The following is a 26,457-nucleotide window of genomic DNA, read 5'->3' as shown; positions in this document are numbered from 1 at the left end:
AAGGCCCTTTTTGCATCATTTCACGCTGCAAATCAGCATAAAGGCTAAGTCGTTTCTTTAAATCCTTTTCAAATAAAGCATCCATGACTTTCTGGTTCATATTTGCATCAAAATACCCCTTCTGCCAACTAGGATAGGCTGTATTTCTAGCTTCAAATCGATTATCAGGATTATAAACAAGACGCAAAGCCATCGTATGAGGATCTACAGAATCATTATTCCATCCGACAAAAGCAGTATCGAAAGAACGTGCATAAACTTTTGAAAATAATTGCGCTCCTCCTAAACGTTCAATTTTCAAATTCACACCAACTTTTGCAGCATTATCTTGAATAGACTGCATGATCTCTAAAGCAAGAGAAGACGTTCCTACTATGACAGTTGTATCAAATCCATTTGGATAACCCGCCTCAGTAAGAAGCTGCTTAGCTTTTTTCAAATCAACTTTAAAAGGTTGCCCTTCTTTTTCATCTAGCGCTCCTAGAGTACCAATGGGGAGAAAACTTGCACGCGGAACGGCAACTCCTTTGAGAGTTGTCTTTGCAAGACTTTCATAGTCAATAAGATAACGCATCGCCAAACGTACTTTTTCATTAGCAAAGATAGGCTTTGTCATATTGAAGCCCCAATACATTATAGATGGCACCAATATCTTCTCAACCTTAACATCTGTTGTCGCCTGCATATCTGCTAGTTCTTCAGGCGTTAAATTACGCGCAACATCAATATCTTGTTTTTGTAACAACAAACGTTGAGTTCCTGATTCAGCAACATGACGAATCAAAATTTGCTTAATCTTTGGAGCCTTGCCCCAGTAATTAGAGCTCGCACGCAATAAAATAGCTTCTCCAGAGCGCCAACTCGCCAACTGATAAGGACCAATACAACTAATATGACTAGCCAAATACCGGTTCCCCATATCCCCGTCCTGCTCATTTTTCATAATCGTCGCACGATCGAGTAAAGCAGAAGCAGGATTGGTAGCAATATGGCTAAGAAGAAGCTCTTCAGGATAAGGCTTATCAAACTTCATGACCACAGTATTTTTATCTAGCGCCTGAATGGCAGAATCAACCGTTTCAGTTGTAATACCATAATCACTTAACGTTGCTGCGTTCGTCATCTTTAAATTAACAACCCGCTTTAAACTCCAAACAAGATCGTCAGCATTAGCAACACGTCCATCATTAAACTTCAAATCATCCCGTAAATGAAAGGTAATAGTTGCACTATGCTCATCGCTTGAAAAGTCCCAACTTTTGGCCAAAGATGGAATCAATTTAGTTGCGTCATTGGGAGCAGAGCTGACCAAACTATCACAGGTATTACGAAGAATTTCATTTCCAGAAACTTCGTTGACTTGCGCAGGATCAAATGTAACAATTGAATCAATATTCCAAGCCATTACAAGTGTATTAGCAGGTGTCTTCGCTGATACCTGTTGTAAAGACATACCCATAATAATGAGAGCAGAAACAAGGGAACTGCTCCCTTTTAATATCCTTCTTTTCAAGTTCATAGACTTTTCCTTTTGTAAAGCTTGAATTAAAATCAAAACGCTCTCGTATCAATTAGCTATCTGAAAATGATACAGCGACTTTATGATAAAGACTAAAACAAGTAAAATTTTATACCTGCACGCAACATCTTACTTTTAGGCTATAAATATATCTCATACCTTCCATTGAGTTTGTACTTTCGCACTACTTATCTACCAATTACAATAAGCCGTAGTCTTGCTATTAGACCGATTACCCAAATCATAACCACGAACAAAATATTGTGAGAAGGCTCACGAATTCACCATCCCATTTCTCTTAAATATATTAAAATAAAAACACTCCCCTCTAAACATCCCATTGAAGATGGATATCTTGCCATTCTTACATTATCGGGATTGAATCGAAAAATCGGTATACAAAAAACCCCGCCAAAAAACCGATCTCAATAAGAACTGCTTAATTTTTAAAAAGCTCAATATAGAAGAAGGCCCTCTCATTAGAAAAGAGCGCTGCATTCAATAAAAGAGTGTACTACTATTGATAAAAGTAAATTCACAACATTTCCTCCCATGACATATGTTAGAGCTTCAATTAAGCAACATGGCTAATAGACAAATGGCCTACACTGCATTTTCTAAAAAGCGAAACACATAATAGCACCCGCATAAAAGAAGCTATCAGATAATAACGCTTCACACAAGCATTCTAAAGAATTTAGTATCAGTTTTTGCATATTATCATTTTTTTACACTTCATTGACACCACGCTTAATGATTCAAAACTAAGCCAATATGACCAATATTTATGCATTCAAAAAGCTTACCAACATATTTTATTAAGCTTCAAAAAAATTAAACTCCTGTAAGCTACTGTATATTCTTTTTCGCCCATCTCACTTAACACGACAGACCTATTCATAAACAAAGGAACCTCTATGAATTTAACGAAAAACACATCCCTCAAGATGGTCATTGACAATCCCCACCGCCTGCATAAAAGCATAACAAATTACAGGACCAACAAATGTCCAACCCCGCTTTTTTAAATCTTTTTCCAAACGAACGGCAGCTGGTATAATAGGATTATCTTGCAATATTTGAAAATTAACCTGTTCATAACGCTCAAACGGCAAAGGCTGAAAAGACCAAAAATAGCAAGATAAACTCCCACATTGATCAACAATTTCCTGCGCTTTTATCGCATTGTTAATGACAGAACGTATCTTTCCACTGTGACGAACAATACCTTCATCAAGCATCAGTGTTTTAATCTTTTCCTCATCATAAAGAGCGATCTTTTTAAAATCAAAAAAATCAAAAGCTTGGCGAAAATTAGATATTTTTTTCAAAACGATAAACCAAGAAAGCCCTGATTGAAATATCTCAAGACAAATCTTTTCAAACAAACGACAATCATCAAAAACAGGCTTTCCCCATTCATTATCATGATAAGAACAATAAAGCGGATCAGCCCCTGCCCACGCACAACGAACCTTTCCATCCATCCCCATTAAAAGCCCTTCATCAAGTACTGAACTTACCATATCAAAAAAGAGTTCCTTGATTATCTTGCTTTGACTTTATCTGTTTAGACTTCGAAGATTTATTAACAACATGATCACGTCTTGAAACACTAATTTCACCATCAAAAAAGCGTAAACTGATTGTATCAGCTTTAGGAAATTGCGCCAATCTCTTAATAGGCTGATTATCTTTTCCTAAAGCTAAAACAAAACCACGCGCTAGAATATTTTGATATGAAGTGCTTTTTAAAAGCCTGAATGTTATTTCAGCTTGAGAGCGTTTTTTTTCAACATTACGCGAAAAAGCATGGTAAAAACGCTGAGTATATGCTTGCATATTGTGATGTGCTTTTTCAGTATCCAGTAAACGCGGTGAAAAACGTTTAGAAAGTGTATTAAAATAAAAATGCTTTCTATTATAGCACACACAAAGAGCACGTTGCAGTCGAAGTATTATTTCCACCTGAGAGTATTTTTTTTCAACATTCCGCAAAAAAGCATGATAAAAACGCCGAGTATATGCTTGCATATCGTGATGTGCTTTTTCAGTCCCCAGTAAACGCGGCGAAAAACGTTTAGAAAGTGTATGGAAATGAAAATGTTTTTTATCATAGCTCACAGAAAAAGCACGGTATAATCGACTGGAGACTTCATCAAAGCTACGGCGAGGTAAAGCAAAAAGCTGATCAGGCGTCGGAAGACCTCGCGAAAGTGCAAGCAACTTTTGTTGACAAAAGTCAAAATAACGACTTAACCCTTTATGCAAACGCGCATTAAGTGACGCCACCTGTACTTCGAGATCAAGCTTAACGGGAACAGCCCTTTCCGCAGCTCCTGTAGGAGTAGGAGAACGCCAATCAGCAACATAATCAATCAAAGTCCAATCCGTCTCATGCCCAACAGCAGAAATAACAGGAAGAGACGATTTATAAACAGCACGAACTACAATTTCATCATTAAATCCCCATAGATCTTCTAAACTCCCCCCTCCTCGGGCAACAATAATAAGATCTGGTTTAGGAATAATACCTTCTAAAGGTAAAGTATTAAAACCTTCAATCGCGGTAGCAACTTCTCGGCCACTTGTTTCACCTTGCACTCGCACAGGCCAAATCAAAATGTGCAATGGGAAACGGTCCGATATACGATGAATAATATCACGAATGACTGCACCTGTAGGTGATGTCACAACACCTATAATCCTCGGCATATAAGGCAAAGGTTTTTTATGGGAATCATCAAATAAACCTTCATCCGCAAACTTCTTTTTGCGATTTTCTAACAGTGTCATCAAAGCGCCAACACCTGTCGGCTCAATATCCTCAATAACAATTTGATATTTGGAAAACCTGGAAAAAGTTGTTAACTTACCAATCGCAATTACTTCCATCCCTTCTTCTGGAGGAAATGTAAGCTTTCCCATATCTCCGCGCCAAATAACAGCTTCCAACCGAGCTTGATCATCTTTTAAGGCAAAGTAAGCATGACCTGAAGAATGAGCACCGCGATAACCTGATATTTCTCCACGCACTCGCACATAACCAAAATTTTCTTCAACAACACGCTTTAAAACCCCTGCTATTTCAGAAACACTAAATTCCGCCACATTTGTGGCCACTTCTTTATCAATAAACGAATTTATCATTTTTTTAATTCACGAATGTTTAAATATTGAATCCTAACACCCACAAACCCACATTTATCAAAACAGATAACATTTTTATAAAATAGAACAATTTTAAACTACACTCTACACATAATTAATATATTCATATTCTATTAGAAAGAGAAACAGCATATCCAAAATTCTTAACAAAAATTTCAAAATATTATAAATACTCTTTGTAAAGATAAGAATCACTAAAACGCTCGTAAAAAACTATAAAACATCACCTAAATAGGTCAGAAAAACATGAGCATATTCCAAAAACAATACAAATATCTTCTTATTGACACCACAAAGTAATTGATTCAAAAAAGGAAAGAAAAAAATACTATTTCCTCATTATAAAAAATGATACCATCAATTATGAAATAGAACATAATATGTTGAAAACTATGCAAAAAGTAAAAATGTATATAGCTCTTATCATGCATTTCTCGGAAAAACATTAAGACACGTTGCTATCAAAGTACTTCTCTTTTCACTCTTAGTTGACATCCTGATAAATCTTCGTCAATGGACATCTTGCACTCTTGCACGCGTAGTAATGAAATGTTTTTAACTGTATGAGAAACAATATTTGCAATTTTTGCAAATTTATTTTGTATGATAATGGTGGGAACAATGACTATTGTGCCCATTTTTCTTTCATACATTTTCCGCAAGAAGTAAATATAATGAAACTTTTCAATTTACTAGTCTTTTCGAAAAATAAAACGACATAAAAAGCCTGTGCTTACAGCGACAAGCACTGCGATAATACCATATAATAAACTATATTTATGAGCTCCATAAAAAATTGAATATGCAATATGTGCTTTAACTATTTCAAGAGTTGTGGTCACACTATCAATAAATCTCCCATCGCGAAAAAGATAAGCACGAACCTTATAATCCCCAACAGGGATATTGGCCGGCAATCGAAAATGCGCTGTAAAAAGTGAACCAGAACCAAAACGAACACCACCTACTTCTTCACTATATAGTTTCTTAGCTTTTTGCAATTTTATAAGCTCATCACGAAAAACTTGTACTTTTTCTTGATCCTGTTCATCGGTCTGTAATAGAAAATTAGATAACCCTAACCCTAAACGTCTATAATTTTCAGCACTCGTAATATCATCAATCTCACGTGTTGTTACCATTGAATAAAAGAGAGGAACATTTTTGAAAATGAGAGAATCTGCATTAACCCAAACACCAGCACTGCGCTTCTTTTCCCGCATAATGACAGGTTGAGTTTTTCTCTCTAAACTAACAATAACATCATAGCGTTTTTGTTGTGAATATAAGGGATCAGTATTTTCTAAAACACCCGCAATATAAAGATCACGACCATCGAAATGTGCATCAACCGTAATTGTACTCGTTGTTACAATAATCTGAAGAGTCTCAGAATCAACTGATGCACCAGCCTGACCAACATACGCACACGCAGAAAAAGAAACTATAGAAAACAAATTTGCAATTATGCATATAGAAAATAATTTACCCATTTTTATTCCATAAGAATGGTAAAAGAGAAAAGATTATCAGGGCGTATAAATAATTGAAAAGCCAAATGCATACAAACAGTTAATACTAAAAATGCAAGCGCCATACGCAATTGTTCAGCCTTCAATTTTCGTCCAGCTCGTATCCCATATTGCACCCCAATACTTCCCCCAAGCATTAACAAGAAAGCTAAAACAATATCAACAGACTGATTACTCACACTTTGCATAACTGTAGTAAAGGAGGATACAAATGTAATTTGCAAAAGAGAAGTTCCAATCACTACATTGGTTGGAACACGCAAAAGATAAACCAGCGCTGGTACCGTGAAAAAACCACCACCAATTCCCATAATAGACGATAGTAATCCAACGACTAAACCAATCCCTAAGACTGGAATAATGCTGACATATATCATTGATGTCCGAAAACGCATTTTAAACGGCAATTTATGGATCCAATTATGCCGACCAGCAAGGCGAATAGCAACTTTTTTTTCCTTACGCCGTCGTATCATATCGTACCAACTTTCAATAATCATTAAACTTCCAATACTTCCCAAAAGAATCACATAAAGAAGTGAAATGATTAGATCCAATTGCCCCAATCCTTTTAAGACAGAAAATATCTGAGTCCCGATAAGAGCACCAACCCCCCCTCCAATCGTTAAAAAAATGCCAAGCTTAATATCGAGAGTACGCCTTTTAAAATGTGTAATCGCACCTGTCACAGATGATGCAATCATTTGGTTAGCCGATGTCCCAACAGCAATAGCAGGAGGAATATTATAAAAAATCAATAGAGGCGTGATCAAAAATCCGCCACCAATCCCTAAAAGACCAGAGAAAAAACCAGCAACAACCCCCATGCCAATTAAGATCAGCATGTTGAGCGATACTTCAGCAATCGGTAAATAAATAGTCACTTACAGAACCTTCAATACAATATGAGGCTTGTTTGGATAATTTAAAACCCTTCTTTGATAATCTTCATTGCGTTAAGAAAGCAGCTTTGGATGCAAAGATTATACACCATCGCAAAATCACGCGAAGACACAATTCTCACGTTTACTCACCCAACCACAACATTATAAAATTAAAAAAAAATGAGCTCTTCTAAAAAACTATAAGAACATAACGTTATCGCTGCCATAAATGCAACAATTAAAAAATAAAGAAGCCACTTTTTAACAGAATGAGATAAAAAAAACAAAATCTTCAGGAATTTGTTTTTAAAGACAAAAGCGTATGTATCATTTTTAATGTGGCCGCCACCAGATGATTGTGTGCCAGAATATTTTTCTTGCCCTATACCCCCTTTATCGCCTTTTTTGATAAACTCTACTTTAGTATTTTGGTGCAAAAAGCTTCTATCACCTCGTTGCGATACATCGAGAACATCTTTGACGGTTGAAGCTATATTTTTTTGTAAAACATTCGGCACCTCTTGGGGAGAGCAATTCACTTTCCCTTCCTCGCACGACATACGAGCAAGGTGATGCACAACAGAATCAACCGCTTGGGAACGAAGCACAGGACGTGGACGTGGTGTCGGAACATCCTGTACAACTTTCTTCTCATTCTGCAAATTTTGAATCAGAACTTTAATCTGCTCTAAATGCTCAAAAACTTTCTTCTCTCTTTGATGACGAGCATAATGATCAGCCAAAATTGCTCTGCTGATATCATCTAAGTAAGATTTTAAATCATCTTTCTTTACTAAATGTTGTAATTTCGAATCGCGAAACGGATATTTATTCTGCATTTGTGCAGAAACATAGCGCAATTTTTTAGAAAGGTCTGACATCATCGTTTCAAGAGGTGTATCTGCTACTCCTGTCTCCTTTTTTTCAGCAGAAAAAGGAGAAGATTTTTCATGTATAATTGTCTTTGTAGTATGACTCTTTGTATTCACAAACGTCACCCCTCATTTACCTTATTTCAAAGAATCGCGTAACTGAACAGGAATGTGCTCCATTTTGGTAAATAGAGCTTTAAAATTATAAAAAATCTAAAGATAAAATATTTTGTTTGCTTTCAATATGTAAATTGAAAAATTATCTTCTTACTTCGCTTTTTATTATTTCATCATTATTATGACTATGTATCATCACCTGTCCATGATAAAATGAATATATGAAACTAACAATAGAAAACCATTTCTATCATCCCTAACCGCTTTTAAACCCTTTTTAATTTCACGTTTTTTATAAAACTATTTCACATACTTATTATGACGATAGTAAACGCATTCTACTTTAGATAAATATTCATTGCTCTTTTCATTACCCAAATAAACAAGGTAATTCCTGAAACGAAAAAACTATAGACTGACAAAAACGAGAACAAAGTACAAGCAAATGCAAGAAAGCATATATAATTTAAAAACCAACTATAATACTTATATTAAAGATTCAGTGCTAAACGATTTGGTTTCTTATAATTATTGTTATAAGCTTATAATCATGTAAAAAAAGAGGAGCATTATGAAGGTAATTGTCGCTGTCAAACGTGTTGTTGATTATAATATCAAGGTACGCGTAAAACCCGATAGCACAGGCGTTGATCTGTCCCATGTAAAAATGTCTATGAATCCCTTTGACGAAATTGCAGTAGAAGAAGCAGTTAGACAAAAAGAATCCGGAATAATTTCAGAGGTTGTCCTTGTTTCAATCGGCACAGAACAAGCACAAGAAACTTTACGAACAGGTCTTGCAATGGGTGCTGATCGAGCTATCCTTATCAAAACTGAAGAGACACTCGAACCCTTAGCAGTTGCTAAAGTTCTAAAAACCGTTGTTGATGAAGAAAAACCTGATATGGTTTTTTTGGGTAAGCAAGCCATTGATGACGATAGCAATCAAACAGGACAAATGTTGGCCGCTCTTCTTGGATGGGGACAAGCAACCTTTGCCTCACATCTGGATATCAAAGACAGGCACGCTACAGTTATCCGTGAAGTAGATAACGGTACACAAACCATTTGTCTTCCCCTCCCCATAATTATGACTGCTGATCTAAGACTAAACGAGCCGCGATACACTTCTCTTCCCAATATTATGGGAGCAAAAAAGAAACTTATTGAACAAAAGGAACTTGCGCATCTGTGCATAGATACACGAGCACGCTTAAAAGTTCTTAGTGTTGAAGAACCAGAGCCCCGTCAATCTGGGATGAAAGTAGCTAATGTGGCGGAGCTTATTAATGTGCTAAAACAAAAAAGTTGCATGTAACGCTCTTTAATAAATAAACCAAAAGCAATATTGTATAAAAGGATAAAATCATGGCAGTTCTTTTATTGGCCGAGCACAATACAGAAGAAACAGCAAAAACGCTTACCGCCGCTCAAGCCATCAGCAATACTGTTGACATTCTAGTTTGTGGAACAAACATTCAAAAACTTGCCGAAAAAAGTGCCACGCTCGCCGGTGTGCGACAAGTGCTTATTGCTGAAGCAGATTATTTAACGCACCAACCAGCTGAGCCTGTGGCAGACACAATTATCAAATTAGCGAATGATTATGATGTAATCATGGCTGCCTCTACCAGCACTGGGAAAAATGTGATGCCGCGTGTGGCTGCTCTTCTTGATGTTATGCAAATTTCAGATATTATTGCCGTTGTTGCAGCTGATACTTTCAAACGATCAATTTATGCAGGAAATGCTATTGAAACTTTACGTGCTACCGATCGTCAAAAAGTTATAACAGTCCGCACTGCCCGCTTCACACCAGCCCCTTTTAAAAATGATACTGCTTCTATAAAAAGAATAATGCCGGCCCCTAATCAAAATCTTTCTTCTTTTGTTAAAGAAGAAAACAACAAAAGTGATCGCCCTAACATTACTTCAGCACGTGTTATTGTATCAGGCGGGCGTGGTCTTGGCTCACAAGAAAAATTTATGGCACTCCTTCTCCCTCTTGCAAATAAACTAAAAGCCGCATTGGGTGCCAGTAGAGCAGCAGTTGATGCAGGTTATGCCCCCAACGATTGGCAAATTGGACAAACAGGGAAAATAGTTGCTCCTGAACTTTATATCGCCGTTGGTATCTCTGGTGCAATCCAGCATATAGCTGGTATAATGGACGCACAAGTTATTGTTGCCATTAACAAAGATGAAGAAGCTCCCATTATGCAAATCGCTGACTACGCTCTTGTAGGCGATCTCCACCAAGTTATTCCTGAATTGGAGAAAGCTTTATAATCCAATGAATATATCTCAACATCACCAACGAGAAAGCATGGAATTTGATATAGTCATTGTGGGAGCTGGACCCGCAGGGCTTTCTGCTGCAATTCGCCTAAAACAGATCAATCCTGAATTATCCGTTACAGTTGTTGAAAAAGGTACTGAAGTTGGTGCACATATTTTATCTGGTGCCATTGTTGATCCCATTGGCATTGATGCGCTTTTGCCAGAATGGAAAAATGAACATAACCACCCATTTCAAACACCAGTTACCAGTGATCAGTTTTTTTTTCTCAATCCGAAATACGCCTCATTACTTCCCAACATTTTTCTTCCAAAAATGTTATCAAATGATGGCTCATATATCGTTTCACTTGGTGACGTCTGCCGCTGGCTCAGCAAAAAAGCTGAAGCACTCGGCATTGAAATTTATCCTGGTTTTGCCATCTCAGATACCATTCAAAACGATGATGGAGCTATCATCGGTGTTCTTACAGGTGATATGGGTCTTAATAAAGATGGAACACCTGGAAAAAATTATATGCCTGGTATAGCTTTATTGGCTAAATATACATTAATCGCCGAAGGAGCAGGCGGTTCAATTACAAAACAACTGATAAAAAAATTCGATCTAAGTAAAAATCGCGAACCACAAAAGTTCGGTCTTGGTCTTAAAGAACTCTGGGAAATTGATCCCCAAAAACATAAGCGTGGTTTGGTTCAACATTTTACTGGGTGGCCACTAGACAATGATACTGGCGGAGGAGGTTTTCTTTATTATCAGGAAAACAATTTAATTTCCGTCGGCTTTGTCGTACACTTAGATTATAAAAATCCTTACCTCTCACCTTTTGAAGAATTTCAGCGTTTTAAAACACATCCTCAAATATATGAAATTTTCAAAGGTGCAAAACGCCTTTCTTACGGTGCACGTGCCATAAGCGAAGGAGGTTGGCAGTCTGTACCAAAACTTACCTTCCCTGGTGGAGCACTTATTGGTTGTGCAGCAGGCTTTGTCAATGTTCCTCGTATTAAAGGATCACATAATGCAATCTTATCTGGCATATTAGCAGCCGATAAAATTGCCATAGCTCTTGATCAAGGACGCGCTCACGATGAAGTAAAAGAAATCGAAGAGCATTGGAGAAAAGGTCCTATTGGAAAAGATCTTTACAAAGTACGTAATGCGAAACCGCTTTGGAAAAGATACGGAACAAAATATGGAATTAAACTTGCTGGCTTTGATATCTGGTGGCAACAGCTATTCGGATTTTCCTTATTTAGAACACTTTCCCACAAAAAAGCAGATTACGCATGTCTTGAACCAGCAAAAAAATTTCAGCCCATTACTTATCCGAAACCAGATGGTGTGGTGACCTTTGACCCCCTTTCTAGTGTTGCACTTTCTAATACGCACCACGAAGAAAACCAACCTTGTCATTTAAAAGTAATTTCTCTAGAAAAACAAAAAGATTCTGAATATGAAATCTATGGGGGACCTTCTACACGCTACTGTCCCGCAGCTGTTTATGAATGGCTAGAACATAATGACGATAATAAAGTCTATGTTATTAATGCTTCAAACTGTATACATTGTAAAACGTGTGATATTAAAGATCCAAACCAAAATATCAATTGGACCTGCCCTCAAGGTGGTGAAGGGCCTATTTATCCCAATATGTAGAAGCTATAGAATCCTACAAGCCCAATTCATGATACTGTATGCTAAGGTTTAAAGACCATCACCTATACCATGAATGTCTATAACTTCACAGCATGTCATGCACTTTGCACCGCACCTACAAAAAACATTCTCAACATTGCATTAAAATTTTACTAGGGAAAGGCCATACATAAACTTTTAATGAAAAATAATGACAATCTATTATAGTTATAAAAAAACCGATAAATAGAAACTTTTCCCCTGTTGGGTGTAATACCCAACAGATGTTTTTCAAATTTTGTATTTAATGCAAATATAAATGAACGATAACTCTTCCTCCATTTATGTAAATTAGAGAAAAATATTAACCAAGAACTTCAGCTTTTAAGCGAAGAAGCATTCATTTTTTGCAAAGTTGTCTCAAGAGCCGTTACTAAAGCATCTTTACCACCCTGATCAGAAAAACAATTTGATAAAAGCTCATTTGTCCCTCCTTTTGTTGAAAATTCTTTTTCAAGTAACGAAAAATTTAAAGATGCCGGACCATCAGTCGCTATAATTTTACGCATTTCATCAGTAAGATTGCCAAACATAATAGCTAAGAAATTTGCTGACTGCTGCTTCTCTAACCCTTGCATCGTAAACCACTGATGCGCTGTTTCTATAAAATTAAAATAGACCCCCATTAATGAACCAGCCGTCATAAAAAGATTAAATTGATCTTCTTCTTTTAATACCACTGTGCCACCTAAAGTATCAAATAAAGCACGTAAAAATGGATGATCTGGATAAATTGGTGTTAAGTGCTTGCATTCCGCCACAAAAGGAAGTGGAACAGCGCGATAAACCTTATGATTGATCCACTCTTCAACTTCCGCCGCTTTTGCCATAGCAAGGAGAGAAATGACAAGTTGTTCTGAACGAAATCGAAGAGAACGCAAAACTTCTTCTGCAACTTGATTGGGAAGACAAAGGAAGACACAATCGCTTTCATCTAATAACGCTTGATTATTTTCAGCAATAATAACCTTATCATAATTGCATGAAAGACACTCAGCTATTTGCGCATTGCGCGGAGAAACAATAACTGAAACCACATCAAAGTTGCTCTTCATTAACCCTTCTACCATTGAAGCACTAATTTTACCTGTCCCCAAAAAACCCACTTTCATTTTTATTCCTTACTTTCATCATTAATAGTCAATCTAAATCCCTCCCGTACCCACTTACTTTAACTAACATAAACACCAATTGAAGAAGAAACACATAATATAGTAAGCATAATCAATACCAAATAAGATTTTGGCTTATCAAAAAGAATTGCAAAAGCAGAAAACCAACCAATAATAGCCGCTGCTAAAGCGAACAAAAAGCCTGTCTTATTCATAAGAGCAATATGCATAGCCATAAGGCTTCCAATAATCAACGCTCCAAAAACAATCAACAATCCAGTTGCAAATTTTTCATAATCATCCATCTTCAGCTCCTCACAACACCAAAATGCTCTCACTTTTTCTCAATGCATATGCATATAAAAACGATTTTTTACTTACTTTGACGCAATGTTATTAAAGTTCTCATTTATCAGATGTAAAAAACGCCGGAATATGATATGGAAAACGCCATGGTAAAATCGCAATCAAATCAAAGCGTATAGATAAAAGAGAATAGTCTTTTTGACGCGCTAACCAAATATCAGTGGCCGCTTCAATACGCCTCTCATTCACCAAAGAAACCGCAGCTATTGCCTCTGCCAATGTTGAACGTGCCTTTACTTCAACGATTAAAACAAGATTTCCACGCCGTGCAATTAAATCAACTTCACCACATTTTGTTCTAAAACGAACTTCAAGAATGCGAAATCCTTTGAAACGTAACCACCATGCTGCCCATTTTTCTGCACGAACACCTCGATAGAAAGCTTTTTGTCTGCATTTCCTTTGCTTAATCATCTTTCGCATCTTTTAAAAAAGTCAACCTCTGAAAAAGCTCGCGCTTTCTAATACCAGTTTTTTTTGTAGCCAAAGCAGCTGCCTTAGCCGCAGAATGCGTCTTCGCCAACTCTAGAAGAAGTTCGTCAATTTCTTGATCATCCATTACCTTTAACGACGGAGGAGCTTCACCAACTAGAACAACAATTTCTCCACGAATATGCTGTTGTTTTCCATAGTTTTCTAATAAACTTCCTAAATTAGAAACATCCACTGTTTCAAACTTTTTTGTTAATTCACGACATATCGCTGCGGGTCGATCTACAGAAAAAATAGAAACCATATCCTGCAAAGTCTCAACAAGACGATGGGGCGATTCATAAAAAATCAAAGTTGCAGGAATAGCACTCAATTGGACCAACCGCTTCTGACGCTGTACCTTCCTCCCACTCAAAAAACCTGCAAAGAAAAAGCTATCGGTAGGAAAACCTGTCGTTATAAGAGCTGCTAAAAGAGCTGATGCTCCCGGAATAGGAATAATTTTGTGATTAGCTTCACGCGCCTCTTCTACTAACCTAAAACCAGGATCAGATATAAGTGGTGTTCCAGCATCTGAGACAAGCGCCACAGTTTTATTGTCTGCCAAAGCTTCTAATAACCTCGGTCCCGCTTTTTGCGCGTTATGTTCATGATAAAGAAATGTTTTTTTCTTAATACCATAATGCTCTAACAAAATACGCGTCACCCGTGTATCTTCACACGCTAAAATATCAACTCCTGCAAGAACCTGTAACGCACGAATCGTTATATCTGCAAGATTTCCAATAGGCGTTGCGACTAAATAAAGCGCGGGTTCTATAACAGGTGCAAAATAAGTATGAGCGCCTATAAAATATGCTTTTTCACTCATACCCTTCTTTCATCATAAACCCTTTTCTCAGCAATGTCTTCATTTATCAACATCAACCATTTCTTGCAAAATTTTTTTTGCAGCTATTAAAGGATCAGCCGCTCGAATAATCGGTCTCGACACAACAAGATGGCTTGCTCCAGCCTTTAACGCTTGTTTCGGCGTCATAACTCGTTTTTGATCATCATTATCACTGCCAGCAGGACGAATTGCTGGTGTGACCAATGCCATATTATCCCCAATAACTCTTCTCAAATCCTGCGCTTCAAGTGCTGAAGCAACAATTCCACCCATCCCTATATTTCTAGCTTGTTCAGCTCTTTTTAAAACTAAATTTCTCGTATTATCTTTATAACCCGCATTTTTTAAATCATCTTCATCCATAGACGTTAAAACCGTCACTCCAAGCAAGCATAAGCCACTTCCTTTTGCAGCCGAAACAGCCGCCTGCATCGTTTTAGGATATGCGTGAATCGTTAACATTGAAACGCCCAATTTTACAATATTCTCTACAGCCTTTACAACAGTATGATCGATATCCAACAATTTCATATCAAGAAACACTTTTTTTCTGGCCACAATAAGATCTTTAATTAATTCCATTCCACCAGCAAAAAACAATTGATAACCTATCTTATAAAAACAGATATGATCACCCAATTGCGTAATTAATTTTTCCGCTTGTTTTACATCTGGAATATCTAGCCCAACAATGAGGCGCTCACGTACTGCCGTTATCATCAAGACAACCTTTCATATTTTTTAATGTTCCACCTTTTAAAATCTCATTGAAAAAATACAAACCTAAAGCAATCTATTTTTTACCTGATCAACAATCGTACGATAAAGATCAGCATATTCCCCATTAGGGTTAGCAACAAAAATCGGCGTACCATCATCTGATGAATATCTCAAAGCTGCATCAAGAGGCACCTCTGCCAAAAAAGGAACGCTTCGACGTTTTGCTTCTGCGCGCGCGCCACCATGACCAAAAATATCGTACCGTTTTCGTGTATCAGGAGCAACAAAATAACTCATATTTTCAATGAGCCCTAAAATTGGAACATCAACTTTCATAAACATTTCTATCGCTTTACGAGCATCCACTAAAGCAAGATCCTGTGGAGTGGAAACAATTAATGCTCCTGTTAACTGAACTTGTTGAGCAAGCGTCAATTGAGCATCCCCTGTCCCTGGAGGCATATCAACCACCAACACATCAAGAGGCTGCCATAGAACATCTCGTAGTAATTGGGTTACAGCCGCCATCACCATGGGACCACGCCATACGACCGGCTTTTCTTCTTCAATTAAGAACCCCATAGACATCAATTTAAGACCAAATCGCTCAAGCGGTTGAAGCTTTTTTTTGCCAATTACCTGTTGTGGTTTTTGATGAACAAGCCCTGTCAAACGTGGCAAAGATGGACCATAAATATCTGCGTCCATCAAACCTGTTTTAAAACCAGCATCTTGTAAAGCTAAGGCAATATTTATTGCCATTGTAGATTTGCCAACGCCTCCCTTTCCAGAAGCAACCACAATCACATGCCTTACACCCTCTATTGGCATTTTAACCGGTAACTGATGACGTTTTTGGACAAATTTACGAGCTTGAAAAGACTTTTCTAATTTTTTTTCCGCTGTAAGCGCAACAAGAACAGACTCAACCCCTTCCATAGCGCCCACCACTTCTTCAGCAGCACGACGCAATGGCTCCCATTCTGGCACACGCCCATCAGGAACTGTAATGGAAAAGAAAACTTTACCATTGGCAATTAGTATTTCTGAAAGAAGCCCTAGCGACACAATATCGCTTTCAAAATCCAATCCCTTGATTTTTCGCAGTTCTTTGCGAATAGCCTCACTTGTAACAGAACTCACATTCTTTCCTCTCTATACAAATGCCAAAGAACAAAGCATCAAGGATAAAAAATACTTTTTAAAATGTTCCACTTCATAAGAGTTATGAAGTACAAGTATCTTATACCTCATCTCTTGCAAAATACTAAGCTAACCTCAAATAAAAAATCTAAAAAAATAAAGTTTGTTTGTTCCCCCTATAAAGCACACTCCACTCTACCATTCTATTTGATGGATATTGATATAAAAGTCTTAAACACTTTTAATTTAGTGCACATCTCATGTTAATGTATATCCACAATGACATTTTTAAGAGCACACAGAAATAAGCCACCCAGTTTCCCTTAACTCCTGACTTTAACCATTTATACATAATACACTATAGGTTAAACATTATAACCACTGGTTTTTTAAAAAACTTCAATATCATAAATAAAATTTAGGTCATAAACTAATTTGCATTTTTGCAAAGAGGCAAAAAACAATCTGAGATTGACTTTTTTTATATTTTTCCTTATGGGTTAGCAATCTTGTGATGAAATTAAAACTGTTCATCGAGCGCATAATTGTCCGTGGAACTAAGAAGGGCCGCACACCGCGGTATTTAAATTAAATGAAACGTACTTATAACCCCTCTAAACTCGTTCGTAAACGCCGCCATGGGTTTCGTGCACGCATGGCAACAGCTGGTGGGCGTAAAGTTATCGCAGCTCGACGTGCTCGTGGGCGTAAGCGGTTATCTGCATAACTATTTTGATTTCTTACAACAGGTTAATATTTATTTGTTTCCGTTGTAGAATTTTATTGTGAACCTGCGGCGCCTGCTTTTGCAGGAGTTTAGTAAAATTGCGAAATGTTCTTTATGAAGACAAAACATCCCTGCCGCATTCGCAAGAGAGCGGATTTTTTGGCTGTACGCACAGGAGAAAAACGGCGTGGCCCTTTATTTTTGCTTGAAGTAAAATCCCGTGAGCAAACAGCAGAAATGAAGAATCCTCTCGTTGCGCGTGTAGGCTTCACCGTTACACGTAAAAACGGCAATGCTGTTAAACGTAATCGTATCAAAAGGCGCCTACGTGAAGCGGTAAGAATTGGTTTGGCAAATGATATGGAGGCAGGAACAGACTATGTCATTGTAGCACACCGAGAGGCACTCAACGCACCATTTACATCTTTGATTAATGAGTTAAGCCGACGAATACGGATAAAGCCAAAAATGAAATACCAAAAACGGCAACAGGATAGTACGAATGGAATATAACCGCAATTTCTTTATCGCCATTGGATTGTCTTTTGTAGTACTCACCTTATGGCAATTTTTTTATGTCGCTCCCAAACAAGCCGAACTACAACAACAGAGAACGATTGCACAACAATCTACATTTTCTCCTTCTAAATCAGATCCCTCTGATATTGCACCCACACATGGGTCCGTTCCTAAAATCGATCCCTCAATGACTCCTGAAGCTAGAAACATTGCATTAGCTAAAACAAATCGTATTGCAATAAGAACCAGTGAACTTGAAGGCTCCATCAACCTTGTTGGTGCACAATTTGATGATCTTTCACTCAAAAAATATCGTTTAACGGTAGATAAACAATCACCTGAAATTGCCCTGCTAAACCCTAAAGGGTTTATAACAACTTATCTTGCTGAATTTGGTTTTACGAGTTCCTCTTTACCAGCAGAAGCGTTGCCACAATCTGATACCCAATGGGAAATAGAGGGAGATAATACAGCACTCACTCCTTCAACACCTATCACTTTAATCTACAACAATGGACAAGGACAAATTTTTCGTCGCACTATTTCAGTCGATAATCACTATATGTTTACTATTCAAGATTCTATCCATAATGAAAGCAGTAAACCAATATATCTCTCCTCTTATGCCAGAGTTGCACGAGCAGCCCCTCCAGAAGACACAAATGCAACCTATTTGCTTCATGAGGGCATGATAGGAATTGCTGGTGATTCCCTCAAAACTGAAAAATATACAGACTTAGAAAAACTGAACCCAAACCCTAATAATGGCCAAAAAAGTGTAGTTTTTTCTAAAGTTACAGGAGGTTGGATTGGTATTACCGATAAATATTGGGCTGTAGCGGTTATCCCTCTACAAGATAAAGAATATACAAGTCGCTTTATTTATTTTGATCACTTAAATACCCATTATCAATCTGACCTGCTTGGTGGACCTTTAACTGTTTCTCCTCACGAAACAAAAACCATCACTAACCGCCTTTTTGCTGGTGCAAAACAAGTAGAGATCATTAATCACTACCAAAATGAGCTGAATATTAAAAAATTTGCTCTTTTAATCGATTGGGGTTGGTTTGACTTTATAACCAAACCAATGTTTTCTCTTATCGACTTTTTGTATAAGCAAACGGGCAATTTTGGTGTTGCTATCCTTCTTGTCACAGTTTTTTTGAAAGTACTTTTATTCCCACTTGCAAATAAATCTTACAAATCTATGGCACGTATGAAACTGTTGCAGCCAATGTTACTGGAAATTAAAGAAAAATATCCAGATGATAAAACAAAACAACAGCAAGAAATTGTAGAATTGTATAAAACGAAAAACATCAATCCTCTTGCAGGATGTTGGCCGATGTTAGTTCAGTTCCCAATATTTTTTGCACTCTATAAAGTATTGTATATCACTATAGAAATGCGGCATGCACCTTTCTTTGGTTGGATTAAGGATTTAGCAGCACCCGACCCAACCTCATTTTTTAATTTATTTGGTCTTTTACCGTACACAACCCCAGCCTTTCTTTCAATCGGAGCATGGCCTTTAATTATGGGGATAACAATGTTTTTACAAATGCGTATGAACCCAGCTCCCCAAGATCAAACACAAGCTGCACTGTTTACGTGGATGCCCGTTGTTTTTACCTTTATGCTTTCTTCCTTCCCTGTTGGTCTTGTTATTTACTGGGCTTGGAATAATATATTATCAATGATTCAACAAAGTGTCATGATGAAGCGTCAAGGAGTCAAAATTGAGCTCTTTAATAACCTAAAGTCTATATGGCGGAAACCATCTAAAACTGAAGCGCATGAATGACAAACTATTCTTCTCTCTCAGGACTTTTTTTTCGTAATTGGATTTTTATTCGAGGAGTGCCTGCGGTACGTTTTCTTCCACCTGAAGGCCCTCCAGAAATTGCATTTGCGGGACGTTCCAATGTTGGGAAATCATCATTAATTAACGCACTTGTTCAGCAAAAAGGGTTAGCACGTACTTCTAACACACCGGGACGAACTCAAGAACTTAATTATTTTGTACCTGACGGCTTTAGCGGACAGCCTGATAATCTTCCTCCTATAGCGCTCGTTGATATGCCCGGCTATGGTTTTGCAGAAGCTCCTAAAAATCTAGTTGATGCATGGACTCGTTTGGTTTTTAATTATTTACGTGGTCGCACAACACTAAAACGTGTTTATATTTTAATTGATTCACGCCACGGAATTAAAAAAAACGATATAGATGTCCTAAATCTTCTTGATGCGGCAGCTGTTTCTTACCAAGTTGTTTTAACCAAAAGTGATAAAGTCAAATTAAGTGCACTTGAGAAATTAATAGCGGTTACAAAAACAAGACTTTCGCAACATCCTGCCGCTTATCCTGAACTTCTCGTAACATCTTCAGAAAAAGCATTAGGTTTAGAAGAGTTGCGTATCGCGATTTTGCAAGCAGTTGCATAAATCAAATAATTATGAATCTCTGTTATTAATTCTCAAATATAATGTATCGTAGAAACTAATGACCTTGTACTTTTAGTAAAGCGCCTTTATAAAAGCTTCTGTAATTCTCTAAAAATTAATCAACTCTATTTTATATTAATCAACTCTATTCTATAATGTAGACTATGTTAACGCTTTTTCATTCTCCCCTATCGTCCTCCTCCCGCTTCATACGCCTCATTCTTGGAGAATATGATATAACTATTCAACTGATTGAGGAACATGAGTGGGCAAGAAGACATGAATTTCTTGCACTTAATCCAGCTGGACATGTGCCTGTTCTTCTTGCTGAACGCGAAATTCCCTTATCGGGAGTTATTGTTATTTTCGAATATTTAGACGAAACACGCGGAAACTTGCGACAAGAGAATAAGTTTTTTCCAGAAAATCCTTTAGACCGCGCTGAAGTACGTCGTCTAAATGACTGGTTTTTAAATAAGTTTGAAAATGAAGCTACACGCCACATTGTCCGAGAACGAATTTATAAGCGTGAAATGCCAATAGCTATTGGTGGCGGTGCTCCAAATTCGCAAATTTTACGCAATGCACGCGCCAATATTTTACCACATATGAACTATCTAAATTGGCTCTGCGCATCTCGCGACTGGTTAGCTGGCTCTGAACTATCGTACGCGGATTTAGCTGCAGCAGCTTCTATTTCGGTACTTGATTTTCTCGGAGAAATTGACTGGGAAAAATCTCCTGCGGCCAAAGACTGGTATACACGCATTAAATCAAGACCTTCTTTTCGCCCGCTTTTAACAGAGCGCATTCGTGGAATTGCACCAAGCCCTCATTATGCAGATCTTGACTTCTGATTGCCTTTTCCAAACAAAAATGTAGGCAATATTTCATGGATTATATGTGCATCACCTGACTCTTCTACAAAAAAAGCTTATATTAAAGCTTTATATGTTTTATAGTCCCCATCCATAAACTTGACTATTCTCTAAAACAATGAATTTGAAAGCTTATTGAACTACATTCACATTATTTCTTTTATACCAAATAACGAATGTATTTTAAAAACAAGCTTATCAATATAAACATACAAGTAATCAGTCCAGATAATCAAAGAAGTAAAACTTTCATTCTATATAGAAAAAAGAATTTTTCTATCCTTTAAGGATCAAGATGATAAGGAGACAAATATGCGTCTTACAGTTGTTGGTGGAAATGGAAAAATGGGGCGCGAGCTAATCACAGCTATTCAAGATAGAAAAGACGTAGAACTTTCTGCAGTTCTGGTCCGCAAAGAGTCACCTTTTGTAGGCAAAGATGCCAGTATATTAATCGGTTCAAATTTTCTTGATATTTGCATTACCGATGATCTTGACAAAGCCTTTTCCAATACGGAAGGTATTTTAGACTTTTCCCGTCCGCAAGCCAGTATTCTCTATGCTAATCACGCCGCTCAAAGAAACTTGATTCATATTATTGGAACAACAGGATTTAATAAAAAAGACGAAGAAAAAATTGCAGATTTTGCACAATACACGACTATTGTGAAATCTGGAAATATGAGCCTTGGAGTTAATCTTTTAGCTGATTTTGTAAAAAAAGCAGCCAAAGCATTAGGGCCTGATGACTTTGATATTGAGATTTATGAAATGCATCACTCAGAGAAGGTTGATTGTCCTTCTGGAACAGCTCTTCTTTTTGGCAATGCAGCTGCTGAAGGCCGTAATGTTACACTCAATAATGTTATGACCAACGAACGCAATGGTATAGGTAAGCGTGAAAAAGGTACTATTGGCTTTATTTGTTCTCGAGGAGGAACAGTTATTGGTGATCATAGCATCACTTTTGCAGGACCAAATGAGCGTATTGTTTTTTCACATTTAGCACAGGAACGCTCTATTTTTGCTAATGGTGCATTAAAAGCAGCTTTATGGGCTCAAAACCATAAAAACGGTCTTTATTCAATGCTCGACGTTTTGGGATTGAATGATAAATAATCAATAATTAACATAGGAAATTCAATAATGGAACGCACACTTGTATTAATTCGGCATGGACAAAGTGAATGGAATGTCAAAAATCTTTTCACTGGCTGGAAAGACCCAGATCTAACTCAAGCAGGCCATGAAGAAGCAATAACAGCTGGAAAAAATCTCAAAACAGCAGGTTTAAAATTTGATATCGCTTATACATCAGCTTTACAGCGTGCGCAAAAAACAGCTCAACATATTTTAGAGCAAATGGAACAACCAGATTTACAATTGATAAAAAACTCGGCATTAAACGAGCGTGATTATGGTGATCTATCTGGCTTAAACAAAGATACAGTCCGTGAACAATGGGGGCAAGAACAAGTACAAATATGGCGCCGTTCCTACGCTATTGCACCACCAAATGGAGAAAGTTTACGTGATACTGGTGCACGTGTTTTGCCCTATTATTTGTACTATATCCAGCCTCATATTTTACGTTTTCAAACTGTTTTGATTGCAGCACATGGCAACTCTCTTCGTGCTCTTATTATGGCGCTCGAAGGTTTAAGTAGTGAAGAAATTATATCTCAAGAATTAGCAACTGGCATTCCCATTATTTATACATTTAATTCTGACTCAACTATTTCATCAAAAACAGTCGTAAAGTCTTAAATCTTTAAAGTCATAATATGTATAAACCATTTAATTTAATCTTTTATATAAAAAATGAATTTATAATTTGATTGACAGAATTGCTTCGTCAGCTTAGATGAATTTTACAGCCCAGATGGCGGAATTGGTAGACGCGCAGGTTTCAGGTACCTGTGCCGCAAGGCGTGGAGGTTCGAGTCCTCTTTTGGGCACCATACCTTTTTCTATTGCGTATAAATTACTAATTAATTTAATTTATTTTGTTATATGAGAGATATATAAATAAAGGTAAGGGGATAAAATTTTAATTGTATCCCTATAAGCCACATCTCTTTTATGAGATATTAATTCTTTTTGATCTTCATCCATTTTTTGAAAATCACTACTTTAGATGTGCAAAAATACTGTTTATCGCTTTCTAAACGTATCTTAAATGCATGACACTATTACAAATTTTACTTTAGAGATATAACATAAAAATACAATAAGCGTTTCTTTACAACAGTAATAAAAAGTAAACATACTTATAGTCTTACATATTTTATAATTGCAAAAAACTCTGTAATCTTACACTTTCAAAAAACGAATAGTCCTTTTTTAGAACAATTTTGCTTAAAAAGGAACGATATAAAACACTCTCTTACCAAAATTAAAGAAAATAATATCCACTGTTGATTAATCAGCATGGAGATTAATATTATGAAACCTAATAATTCTCAAAGTGTCATCCCCTCTTCTTCTTCACAAGCGGAAGTAGGACATTCTTTGCAAGAGCTGCTGGAAGGTGCTCATGCAGATTCAGAAAAAGACATTTCTTCAAAAGAAGAGATGGCATTTAATACTGAAAAATTAAAAGATATTATTACAAATTTAGAGAAAGATATTGCTAATGGGGATTGGATAAATACTCATTATGCACATGTAGATATAAAAATGATGCCTGCCTTGGTAAAGCAAGCAAACGAGAAATATCCAGGCATGAAGCTTGAATTAGTAGATGACCCTTATAATCTTGCTGTTCTCATGGAAAAAGCAATCAATGACCAAGTTCAATCTTCTAGATTTATAATTAGCTCGCAAACTCTAGGAATTCATTTTGCAGTCATTGATTATAGGGCTGTTGGCGTTGAAAACTCTTTCATACTTTTTGAACCGACAAAATTCCATGGCATACCACAAGATATGCTAATAACGAGAACATTAATGGCTGTTAAATCTCGTGGATTACCTAATTGCCATTTTTCCATGGCGGAGATGGATATTCAGCGAAGCTTCTCTGAGTGTGGAATATTTAGTTTAGCTCTTGCTAAAAAACTTCACACCGAATCTGCCCGATTAGAAAAATTGCATGAAGATAATGTTAAGGGTATATTATGTGAACCAGAGACACCTATACCTTATGATAAATTAGACCTCTATCTTCCTGCTGCTTTTTACAAACATACGCAAGGAATGGGGCGTCTCCAAAGGTATATAAAATCAAATCCAAATGCTGCAGATGAAAAAGTTAACAAAAAAGGTGAGACTCTTTTAGAAAGACTCGATAATAATTCAGTTGCAACCAAAGAGTATAAGGCTGTTTCTGTTTCATCGCATAGAAAGAGAGTTCGTGAATATAAAAATGCTCTTACATTGTAATGAGTAATTTTAATACTTTCACTATAAATATAAATAAATATTTTTATTATAAATTTAAATTTACTATATAAAAATGCGATATTATTTAAATAAATAATTTATTGTTACTATCATATTTACTTTTAGAAATATGAAAGATGGAGTTTTTGTACAATATAAACAATTAATTATATACTATTTAACAATAAAATCTTTTTTTACCTTTATTAACTTTTTGAAAACCATGTTTTTTATGCGTAAAGATGCTATCTATTGCATCCATGACACGAGAAAATTCAAGAATAAATAAAAAGAGAATTAATACGGTCCATTTCACAAAACGGAACATCATTTTAAACTCTGGTAGATCATTATCATTTCTTGTAGCATTTCTTTTTTTTCATCTGTGAATTCTGTAACTTTTTCAATTTTTCTTTCGACCATGATTCCACATACATAAGAGCTCTCCGTATTTGTGTATTTGTTATTGCTTTAAGATGTCTCTTGCTAAACCTAGCACTTATTGGAGTGATATCTTTCTGATCCAGATCAATCAGTTTTCAAACCGAGACAAGAAGCATTTTTTTGTTATGCATCTAACGAGAAAGATCAACACACATATCAGTACCGCTTTCATTATTAATCTCATTTTCCACCTCAAGCTGTGTTGTTGCTTCTTCTAAATCTCTCTTTTTTCGCTTTTGTTTTTCAACATTTTTTTCAAGATAAAAAGTTTGCGTTAAAGCCATAAAAAATAGCAAAAGCTGCCATAATGAGTACCGAATTTCTCTTTACCAGCAAGATCATAGGCATTGCTCGTAAAAACGCTTAACTATAATCAGTGAAAACACTTCTATTTTGAAAAGTCCTGTCGGTTCTTTTGTTTCTACTACCTAATAGTTCTTACAAACATAAGACCCTCTCCCCCATAAACCTGCTTTTGACTGCACGATGGTTTATAGGCGTTCCTCCTGCTTTCATCCATCTCTGTAATTCAAATGGCACTTACATCAATACACATGATCTATTCTAAAATAACTGAGAAATTATAGTTAGAGCAGCTTGCAAAAAGGATGGAGAGACACGCAAATAGTTTTTAAAACCTACCTCAGAATAGGATGTAGTAATGAAAGAGTAGAGAGACTTAATGAATTATTGTTCAATATGAATAAAAGATCAAAATAGCAAAAAATTAAGCAATTTTACTATACAATCCAAAAACGAAATAAAGAAATAGAACCAACGTGCAGCATCCTTTATCATTTTGAAATTATTGAGAAGCGAAACGCAGTATCTTTAGCTATGTCAAAAATGATACTCGATGATGCATTAAAGCTTACCAAAACAATTTTTAGGACTTAGCAAAATATTATTGAATTGAGTGCAATAGTTGATGAAAAAAGCACTTGCATCGATAATATGAATAACTCTATCCAAGTAATAATCAACAACATATCTAAATAAGCGTTCAAAACAATTACATAACAAATGGTGCTAATTTAGCGAGCACTGTCAGAGACTCTTTATGAAATAATATAAATCATAGCTTAAAATGATTAGGGCGACCATCATAAAGCATAAATTACCATATACCCTTTTATATAAAATACTAGATAAAGGGCATTAAGAACAATTTACAATGAATTCATAAGATATGAAAATAATTGATCTTCTAAAATGAAATACTACAACACAGCAAAAGGATTATATTGTCAATGTAAACTTTGGGTTTCCGCGATAGCATCTTTCATAGCTAAAAACTGTT

At 36.5% G+C, this 26,457-nt stretch carries 24 protein-coding genes and 1 tRNA gene; 12 read left to right on the top strand and 13 right to left on the bottom strand.

Annotated elements, in window-relative coordinates:
* The 6 genes from V5N68_RS04350 to V5N68_RS04325 form a co-directional block, all read right to left on the bottom strand.
* On the bottom strand, window positions 1–1,519 hold a 1,519-nt coding region (locus V5N68_RS04350), incomplete at its 3' end, for an ABC transporter substrate-binding protein (protein ID WP_332065966.1).
* A 923-nt stretch (window positions 1,520–2,442) separates the two neighbouring features.
* A complete protein-coding gene (locus tag V5N68_RS04345; RefSeq protein ID WP_332065965.1) occupies window positions 2,443–3,045 on the bottom strand; it encodes a DNA-3-methyladenine glycosylase I in 603 nt (200 codons plus the stop codon).
* 1 nt (window position 3,046) lies between these two features.
* Window positions 3,047–4,669, bottom strand: coding sequence for an exodeoxyribonuclease VII large subunit (gene xseA / locus V5N68_RS04340; RefSeq protein ID WP_332065964.1), 1,623 nt, complete (start codon window positions 4,667–4,669; stop codon window positions 3,047–3,049).
* A 713-nt stretch (window positions 4,670–5,382) separates the two neighbouring features.
* Window positions 5,383–6,183 (bottom strand): TIGR02186 family protein, encoded by an 801-nt coding sequence (locus tag V5N68_RS04335; RefSeq protein WP_332065963.1) that lies wholly within the window; start codon window positions 6,181–6,183, stop codon window positions 5,383–5,385.
* 2 nt (window positions 6,184–6,185) lie between these two features.
* Window positions 6,186–7,106: a sulfite exporter TauE/SafE family protein gene (locus V5N68_RS04330; protein ID WP_332065962.1), complete on the bottom strand. Its 921-nt coding sequence runs from the start codon at window positions 7,104–7,106 to the stop codon at window positions 6,186–6,188.
* 170 nt (window positions 7,107–7,276) lie between these two features.
* The gene (locus V5N68_RS04325) at window positions 7,277–8,095 is read right to left on the bottom strand and encodes a hypothetical protein (RefSeq protein WP_332065961.1); all 819 of its coding nucleotides are present in this window, start codon (window positions 8,093–8,095) and stop codon (window positions 7,277–7,279) included.
* 571 nt (window positions 8,096–8,666) lie between these two features.
* On the opposite strand from V5N68_RS04325, the gene V5N68_RS04320 reads away from it, so the two are divergent.
* The 3 genes from V5N68_RS04320 to V5N68_RS04310 are packed head-to-tail and all read left to right on the top strand — an operon-like array spanning window position 8,667 to window position 12,053.
* Window positions 8,667–9,413, top strand: coding sequence for an electron transfer flavoprotein subunit beta/FixA family protein (locus V5N68_RS04320; protein ID WP_332065960.1), 747 nt, complete (start codon window positions 8,667–8,669; stop codon window positions 9,411–9,413).
* A 50-nt stretch (window positions 9,414–9,463) separates the two neighbouring features.
* Window positions 9,464–10,384, top strand: coding sequence for an electron transfer flavoprotein subunit alpha/FixB family protein (locus V5N68_RS04315; protein ID WP_332065959.1), 921 nt, complete (start codon window positions 9,464–9,466; stop codon window positions 10,382–10,384).
* Window positions 10,385–10,388: 4 nt separating this feature from the next.
* Complete coding sequence (locus V5N68_RS04310; RefSeq protein ID WP_332065958.1) at window positions 10,389–12,053, top strand: electron transfer flavoprotein-ubiquinone oxidoreductase; 1,665 nt, start codon at window positions 10,389–10,391, stop codon at window positions 12,051–12,053.
* Window positions 12,054–12,409: 356 nt separating this feature from the next.
* Here V5N68_RS04310 and V5N68_RS04305 read toward each other — a convergent pair whose 3' ends face one another.
* The 6 genes from V5N68_RS04305 to V5N68_RS04280 form a co-directional block, all read right to left on the bottom strand.
* Window positions 12,410–13,204, bottom strand: coding sequence for a pyrroline-5-carboxylate reductase (locus V5N68_RS04305; RefSeq protein ID WP_332065957.1), 795 nt, complete (start codon window positions 13,202–13,204; stop codon window positions 12,410–12,412).
* A 59-nt stretch (window positions 13,205–13,263) separates the two neighbouring features.
* A complete protein-coding gene (locus V5N68_RS04300; RefSeq protein ID WP_332065956.1) occupies window positions 13,264–13,509 on the bottom strand; it encodes a hypothetical protein in 246 nt (81 codons plus the stop codon).
* A 100-nt stretch (window positions 13,510–13,609) separates the two neighbouring features.
* Window positions 13,610–13,993 (bottom strand): YraN family protein, encoded by a 384-nt coding sequence (locus V5N68_RS04295; RefSeq protein ID WP_442879692.1) that lies wholly within the window; start codon window positions 13,991–13,993, stop codon window positions 13,610–13,612.
* A complete protein-coding gene (gene rsmI / locus V5N68_RS04290) occupies window positions 13,977–14,873 on the bottom strand; it encodes a 16S rRNA (cytidine(1402)-2'-O)-methyltransferase (protein WP_332065954.1) in 897 nt (298 codons plus the stop codon). Before rsmI ends, V5N68_RS04295 begins: the two co-directional genes overlap by 17 nt.
* A 39-nt stretch (window positions 14,874–14,912) precedes the next feature.
* The gene (gene pyrF / locus V5N68_RS04285) at window positions 14,913–15,614 is read right to left on the bottom strand and encodes an orotidine-5'-phosphate decarboxylase (protein ID WP_332065953.1); all 702 of its coding nucleotides are present in this window, start codon (window positions 15,612–15,614) and stop codon (window positions 14,913–14,915) included.
* A gap of 63 nt (window positions 15,615–15,677) precedes the next feature.
* A complete protein-coding gene (locus V5N68_RS04280) occupies window positions 15,678–16,757 on the bottom strand; it encodes an Mrp/NBP35 family ATP-binding protein (protein ID WP_332065952.1) in 1,080 nt (359 codons plus the stop codon).
* Window positions 16,758–17,349: 592 nt separating this feature from the next.
* On the opposite strand from V5N68_RS04280, the gene rpmH reads away from it, so the two are divergent.
* The 9 genes from rpmH (at window position 17,350) to V5N68_RS04235 (ending at window position 24,713) form a co-directional block, all read left to right on the top strand.
* A complete protein-coding gene (gene rpmH / locus V5N68_RS04275; RefSeq protein ID WP_332061010.1) occupies window positions 17,350–17,484 on the top strand; it encodes a 50S ribosomal protein L34 in 135 nt (44 codons plus the stop codon).
* 114 nt (window positions 17,485–17,598) lie between these two features.
* Window positions 17,599–17,997 carry a ribonuclease P protein component gene (rnpA, locus tag V5N68_RS04270; protein ID WP_332065951.1) on the top strand — a complete coding sequence of 133 codons (399 nt, stop codon included), beginning with the start codon at window positions 17,599–17,601 and terminating at the stop codon, window positions 17,995–17,997.
* A complete protein-coding gene (gene yidC, locus V5N68_RS04265; RefSeq protein WP_332065950.1) occupies window positions 17,987–19,810 on the top strand; it encodes a membrane protein insertase YidC in 1,824 nt (607 codons plus the stop codon). The genes rnpA and yidC overlap by 11 nt, the downstream gene beginning before the upstream one ends.
* Window positions 19,807–20,451 carry a ribosome biogenesis GTP-binding protein YihA/YsxC gene (gene yihA, locus V5N68_RS04260; RefSeq protein WP_332065949.1) on the top strand — a complete coding sequence of 215 codons (645 nt, stop codon included), beginning with the start codon at window positions 19,807–19,809 and terminating at the stop codon, window positions 20,449–20,451. The genes yidC and yihA overlap by 4 nt, the downstream gene beginning before the upstream one ends.
* Window positions 20,452–20,615: 164 nt before the next feature.
* The gene (locus V5N68_RS04255) at window positions 20,616–21,308 is read left to right on the top strand and encodes a glutathione S-transferase family protein (protein WP_332065948.1); all 693 of its coding nucleotides are present in this window, start codon (window positions 20,616–20,618) and stop codon (window positions 21,306–21,308) included.
* 333 nt (window positions 21,309–21,641) lie between these two features.
* Entirely contained in the window at window positions 21,642–22,448 is an 807-nt protein-coding gene (dapB, locus tag V5N68_RS04250) for a 4-hydroxy-tetrahydrodipicolinate reductase (RefSeq protein ID WP_332065947.1), read from the top strand.
* A 27-nt stretch (window positions 22,449–22,475) separates the two neighbouring features.
* Window positions 22,476–23,096 carry a 2,3-bisphosphoglycerate-dependent phosphoglycerate mutase gene (locus tag V5N68_RS04245; RefSeq protein ID WP_332065946.1) on the top strand — a complete coding sequence of 207 codons (621 nt, stop codon included), beginning with the start codon at window positions 22,476–22,478 and terminating at the stop codon, window positions 23,094–23,096.
* Between the two features lie 109 nt (window positions 23,097–23,205).
* Window positions 23,206–23,290 (top strand) — tRNA-Leu (locus V5N68_RS04240).
* 484 nt (window positions 23,291–23,774) lie between these two features.
* Complete coding sequence (locus V5N68_RS04235; RefSeq protein ID WP_332065945.1) at window positions 23,775–24,713, top strand: YopJ/AvrA family T3SS effector serine/threonine acetyltransferase; 939 nt, start codon at window positions 23,775–23,777, stop codon at window positions 24,711–24,713.
* 575 nt (window positions 24,714–25,288) lie between these two features.
* Here V5N68_RS04235 and V5N68_RS04230 read toward each other — a convergent pair.
* Complete coding sequence (locus tag V5N68_RS04230) at window positions 25,289–25,441, bottom strand: hypothetical protein (RefSeq protein ID WP_332065944.1); 153 nt, start codon at window positions 25,439–25,441, stop codon at window positions 25,289–25,291.
* Between the last annotated feature and the right edge of the window lie 1,016 nt (window positions 25,442–26,457).

The sequence above is a fragment of the Bartonella eidoli genome, assembly GCF_036576145.1.
Taxonomy (GTDB): domain Bacteria; phylum Pseudomonadota; class Alphaproteobacteria; order Rhizobiales; family Rhizobiaceae; genus Bartonella.
This window is presented reverse-complemented; position numbering and strand designations above follow the sequence as displayed.

What these genes read in the sequence shown, in the direction of transcription:
- yidC (WP_332065950.1), top strand. Translation starts at nt 17,987, where the DNA reads ATGGAATATAACCGCAATTTCTTTATCGCCATTGGATTGTCTTTTGTA.
- V5N68_RS04305 (WP_332065957.1), bottom strand. Translation starts at nt 13,204, where the DNA reads ATGAAAGTGGGTTTTTTGGGGACAGGTAAAATTAGTGCTTCAATGGTA.
- V5N68_RS04345 (WP_332065965.1), bottom strand. Translation starts at nt 3,045, where the DNA reads ATGGTAAGTTCAGTACTTGATGAAGGGCTTTTAATGGGGATGGATGGA.
- yihA (WP_332065949.1), top strand. Translation starts at nt 19,807, where the DNA reads ATGACAAACTATTCTTCTCTCTCAGGACTTTTTTTTCGTAATTGGATT.
- rsmI (WP_332065954.1), bottom strand. Translation starts at nt 14,873, where the DNA reads ATGAGTGAAAAAGCATATTTTATAGGCGCTCATACTTATTTTGCACCT.
- xseA (WP_332065964.1), bottom strand. Translation starts at nt 4,669, where the DNA reads ATGATAAATTCGTTTATTGATAAAGAAGTGGCCACAAATGTGGCGGAA.
- rnpA (WP_332065951.1), top strand. Translation starts at nt 17,599, where the DNA reads ATGAAGACAAAACATCCCTGCCGCATTCGCAAGAGAGCGGATTTTTTG.
- V5N68_RS04315 (WP_332065959.1), top strand. Translation starts at nt 9,464, where the DNA reads ATGGCAGTTCTTTTATTGGCCGAGCACAATACAGAAGAAACAGCAAAA.
- V5N68_RS04295 (WP_442879692.1), bottom strand. Translation starts at nt 13,993, where the DNA reads ATGCGAAAGATGATTAAGCAAAGGAAATGCAGACAAAAAGCTTTCTAT.
- V5N68_RS04235 (WP_332065945.1), top strand. Translation starts at nt 23,775, where the DNA reads ATGAAACCTAATAATTCTCAAAGTGTCATCCCCTCTTCTTCTTCACAA.
- V5N68_RS04320 (WP_332065960.1), top strand. Translation starts at nt 8,667, where the DNA reads ATGAAGGTAATTGTCGCTGTCAAACGTGTTGTTGATTATAATATCAAG.
- dapB (WP_332065947.1), top strand. Translation starts at nt 21,642, where the DNA reads ATGCGTCTTACAGTTGTTGGTGGAAATGGAAAAATGGGGCGCGAGCTA.
- V5N68_RS04245 (WP_332065946.1), top strand. Translation starts at nt 22,476, where the DNA reads ATGGAACGCACACTTGTATTAATTCGGCATGGACAAAGTGAATGGAAT.
- rpmH (WP_332061010.1), top strand. Translation starts at nt 17,350, where the DNA reads ATGAAACGTACTTATAACCCCTCTAAACTCGTTCGTAAACGCCGCCAT.
- V5N68_RS04300 (WP_332065956.1), bottom strand. Translation starts at nt 13,509, where the DNA reads ATGGATGATTATGAAAAATTTGCAACTGGATTGTTGATTGTTTTTGGA.
- V5N68_RS04335 (WP_332065963.1), bottom strand. Translation starts at nt 6,183, where the DNA reads ATGGGTAAATTATTTTCTATATGCATAATTGCAAATTTGTTTTCTATA.
- V5N68_RS04310 (WP_332065958.1), top strand. Translation starts at nt 10,389, where the DNA reads ATGAATATATCTCAACATCACCAACGAGAAAGCATGGAATTTGATATA.
- V5N68_RS04230 (WP_332065944.1), bottom strand. Translation starts at nt 25,441, where the DNA reads ATGGCTTTAACGCAAACTTTTTATCTTGAAAAAAATGTTGAAAAACAA.
- pyrF (WP_332065953.1), bottom strand. Translation starts at nt 15,614, where the DNA reads ATGATAACGGCAGTACGTGAGCGCCTCATTGTTGGGCTAGATATTCCA.
- V5N68_RS04255 (WP_332065948.1), top strand. Translation starts at nt 20,616, where the DNA reads ATGTTAACGCTTTTTCATTCTCCCCTATCGTCCTCCTCCCGCTTCATA.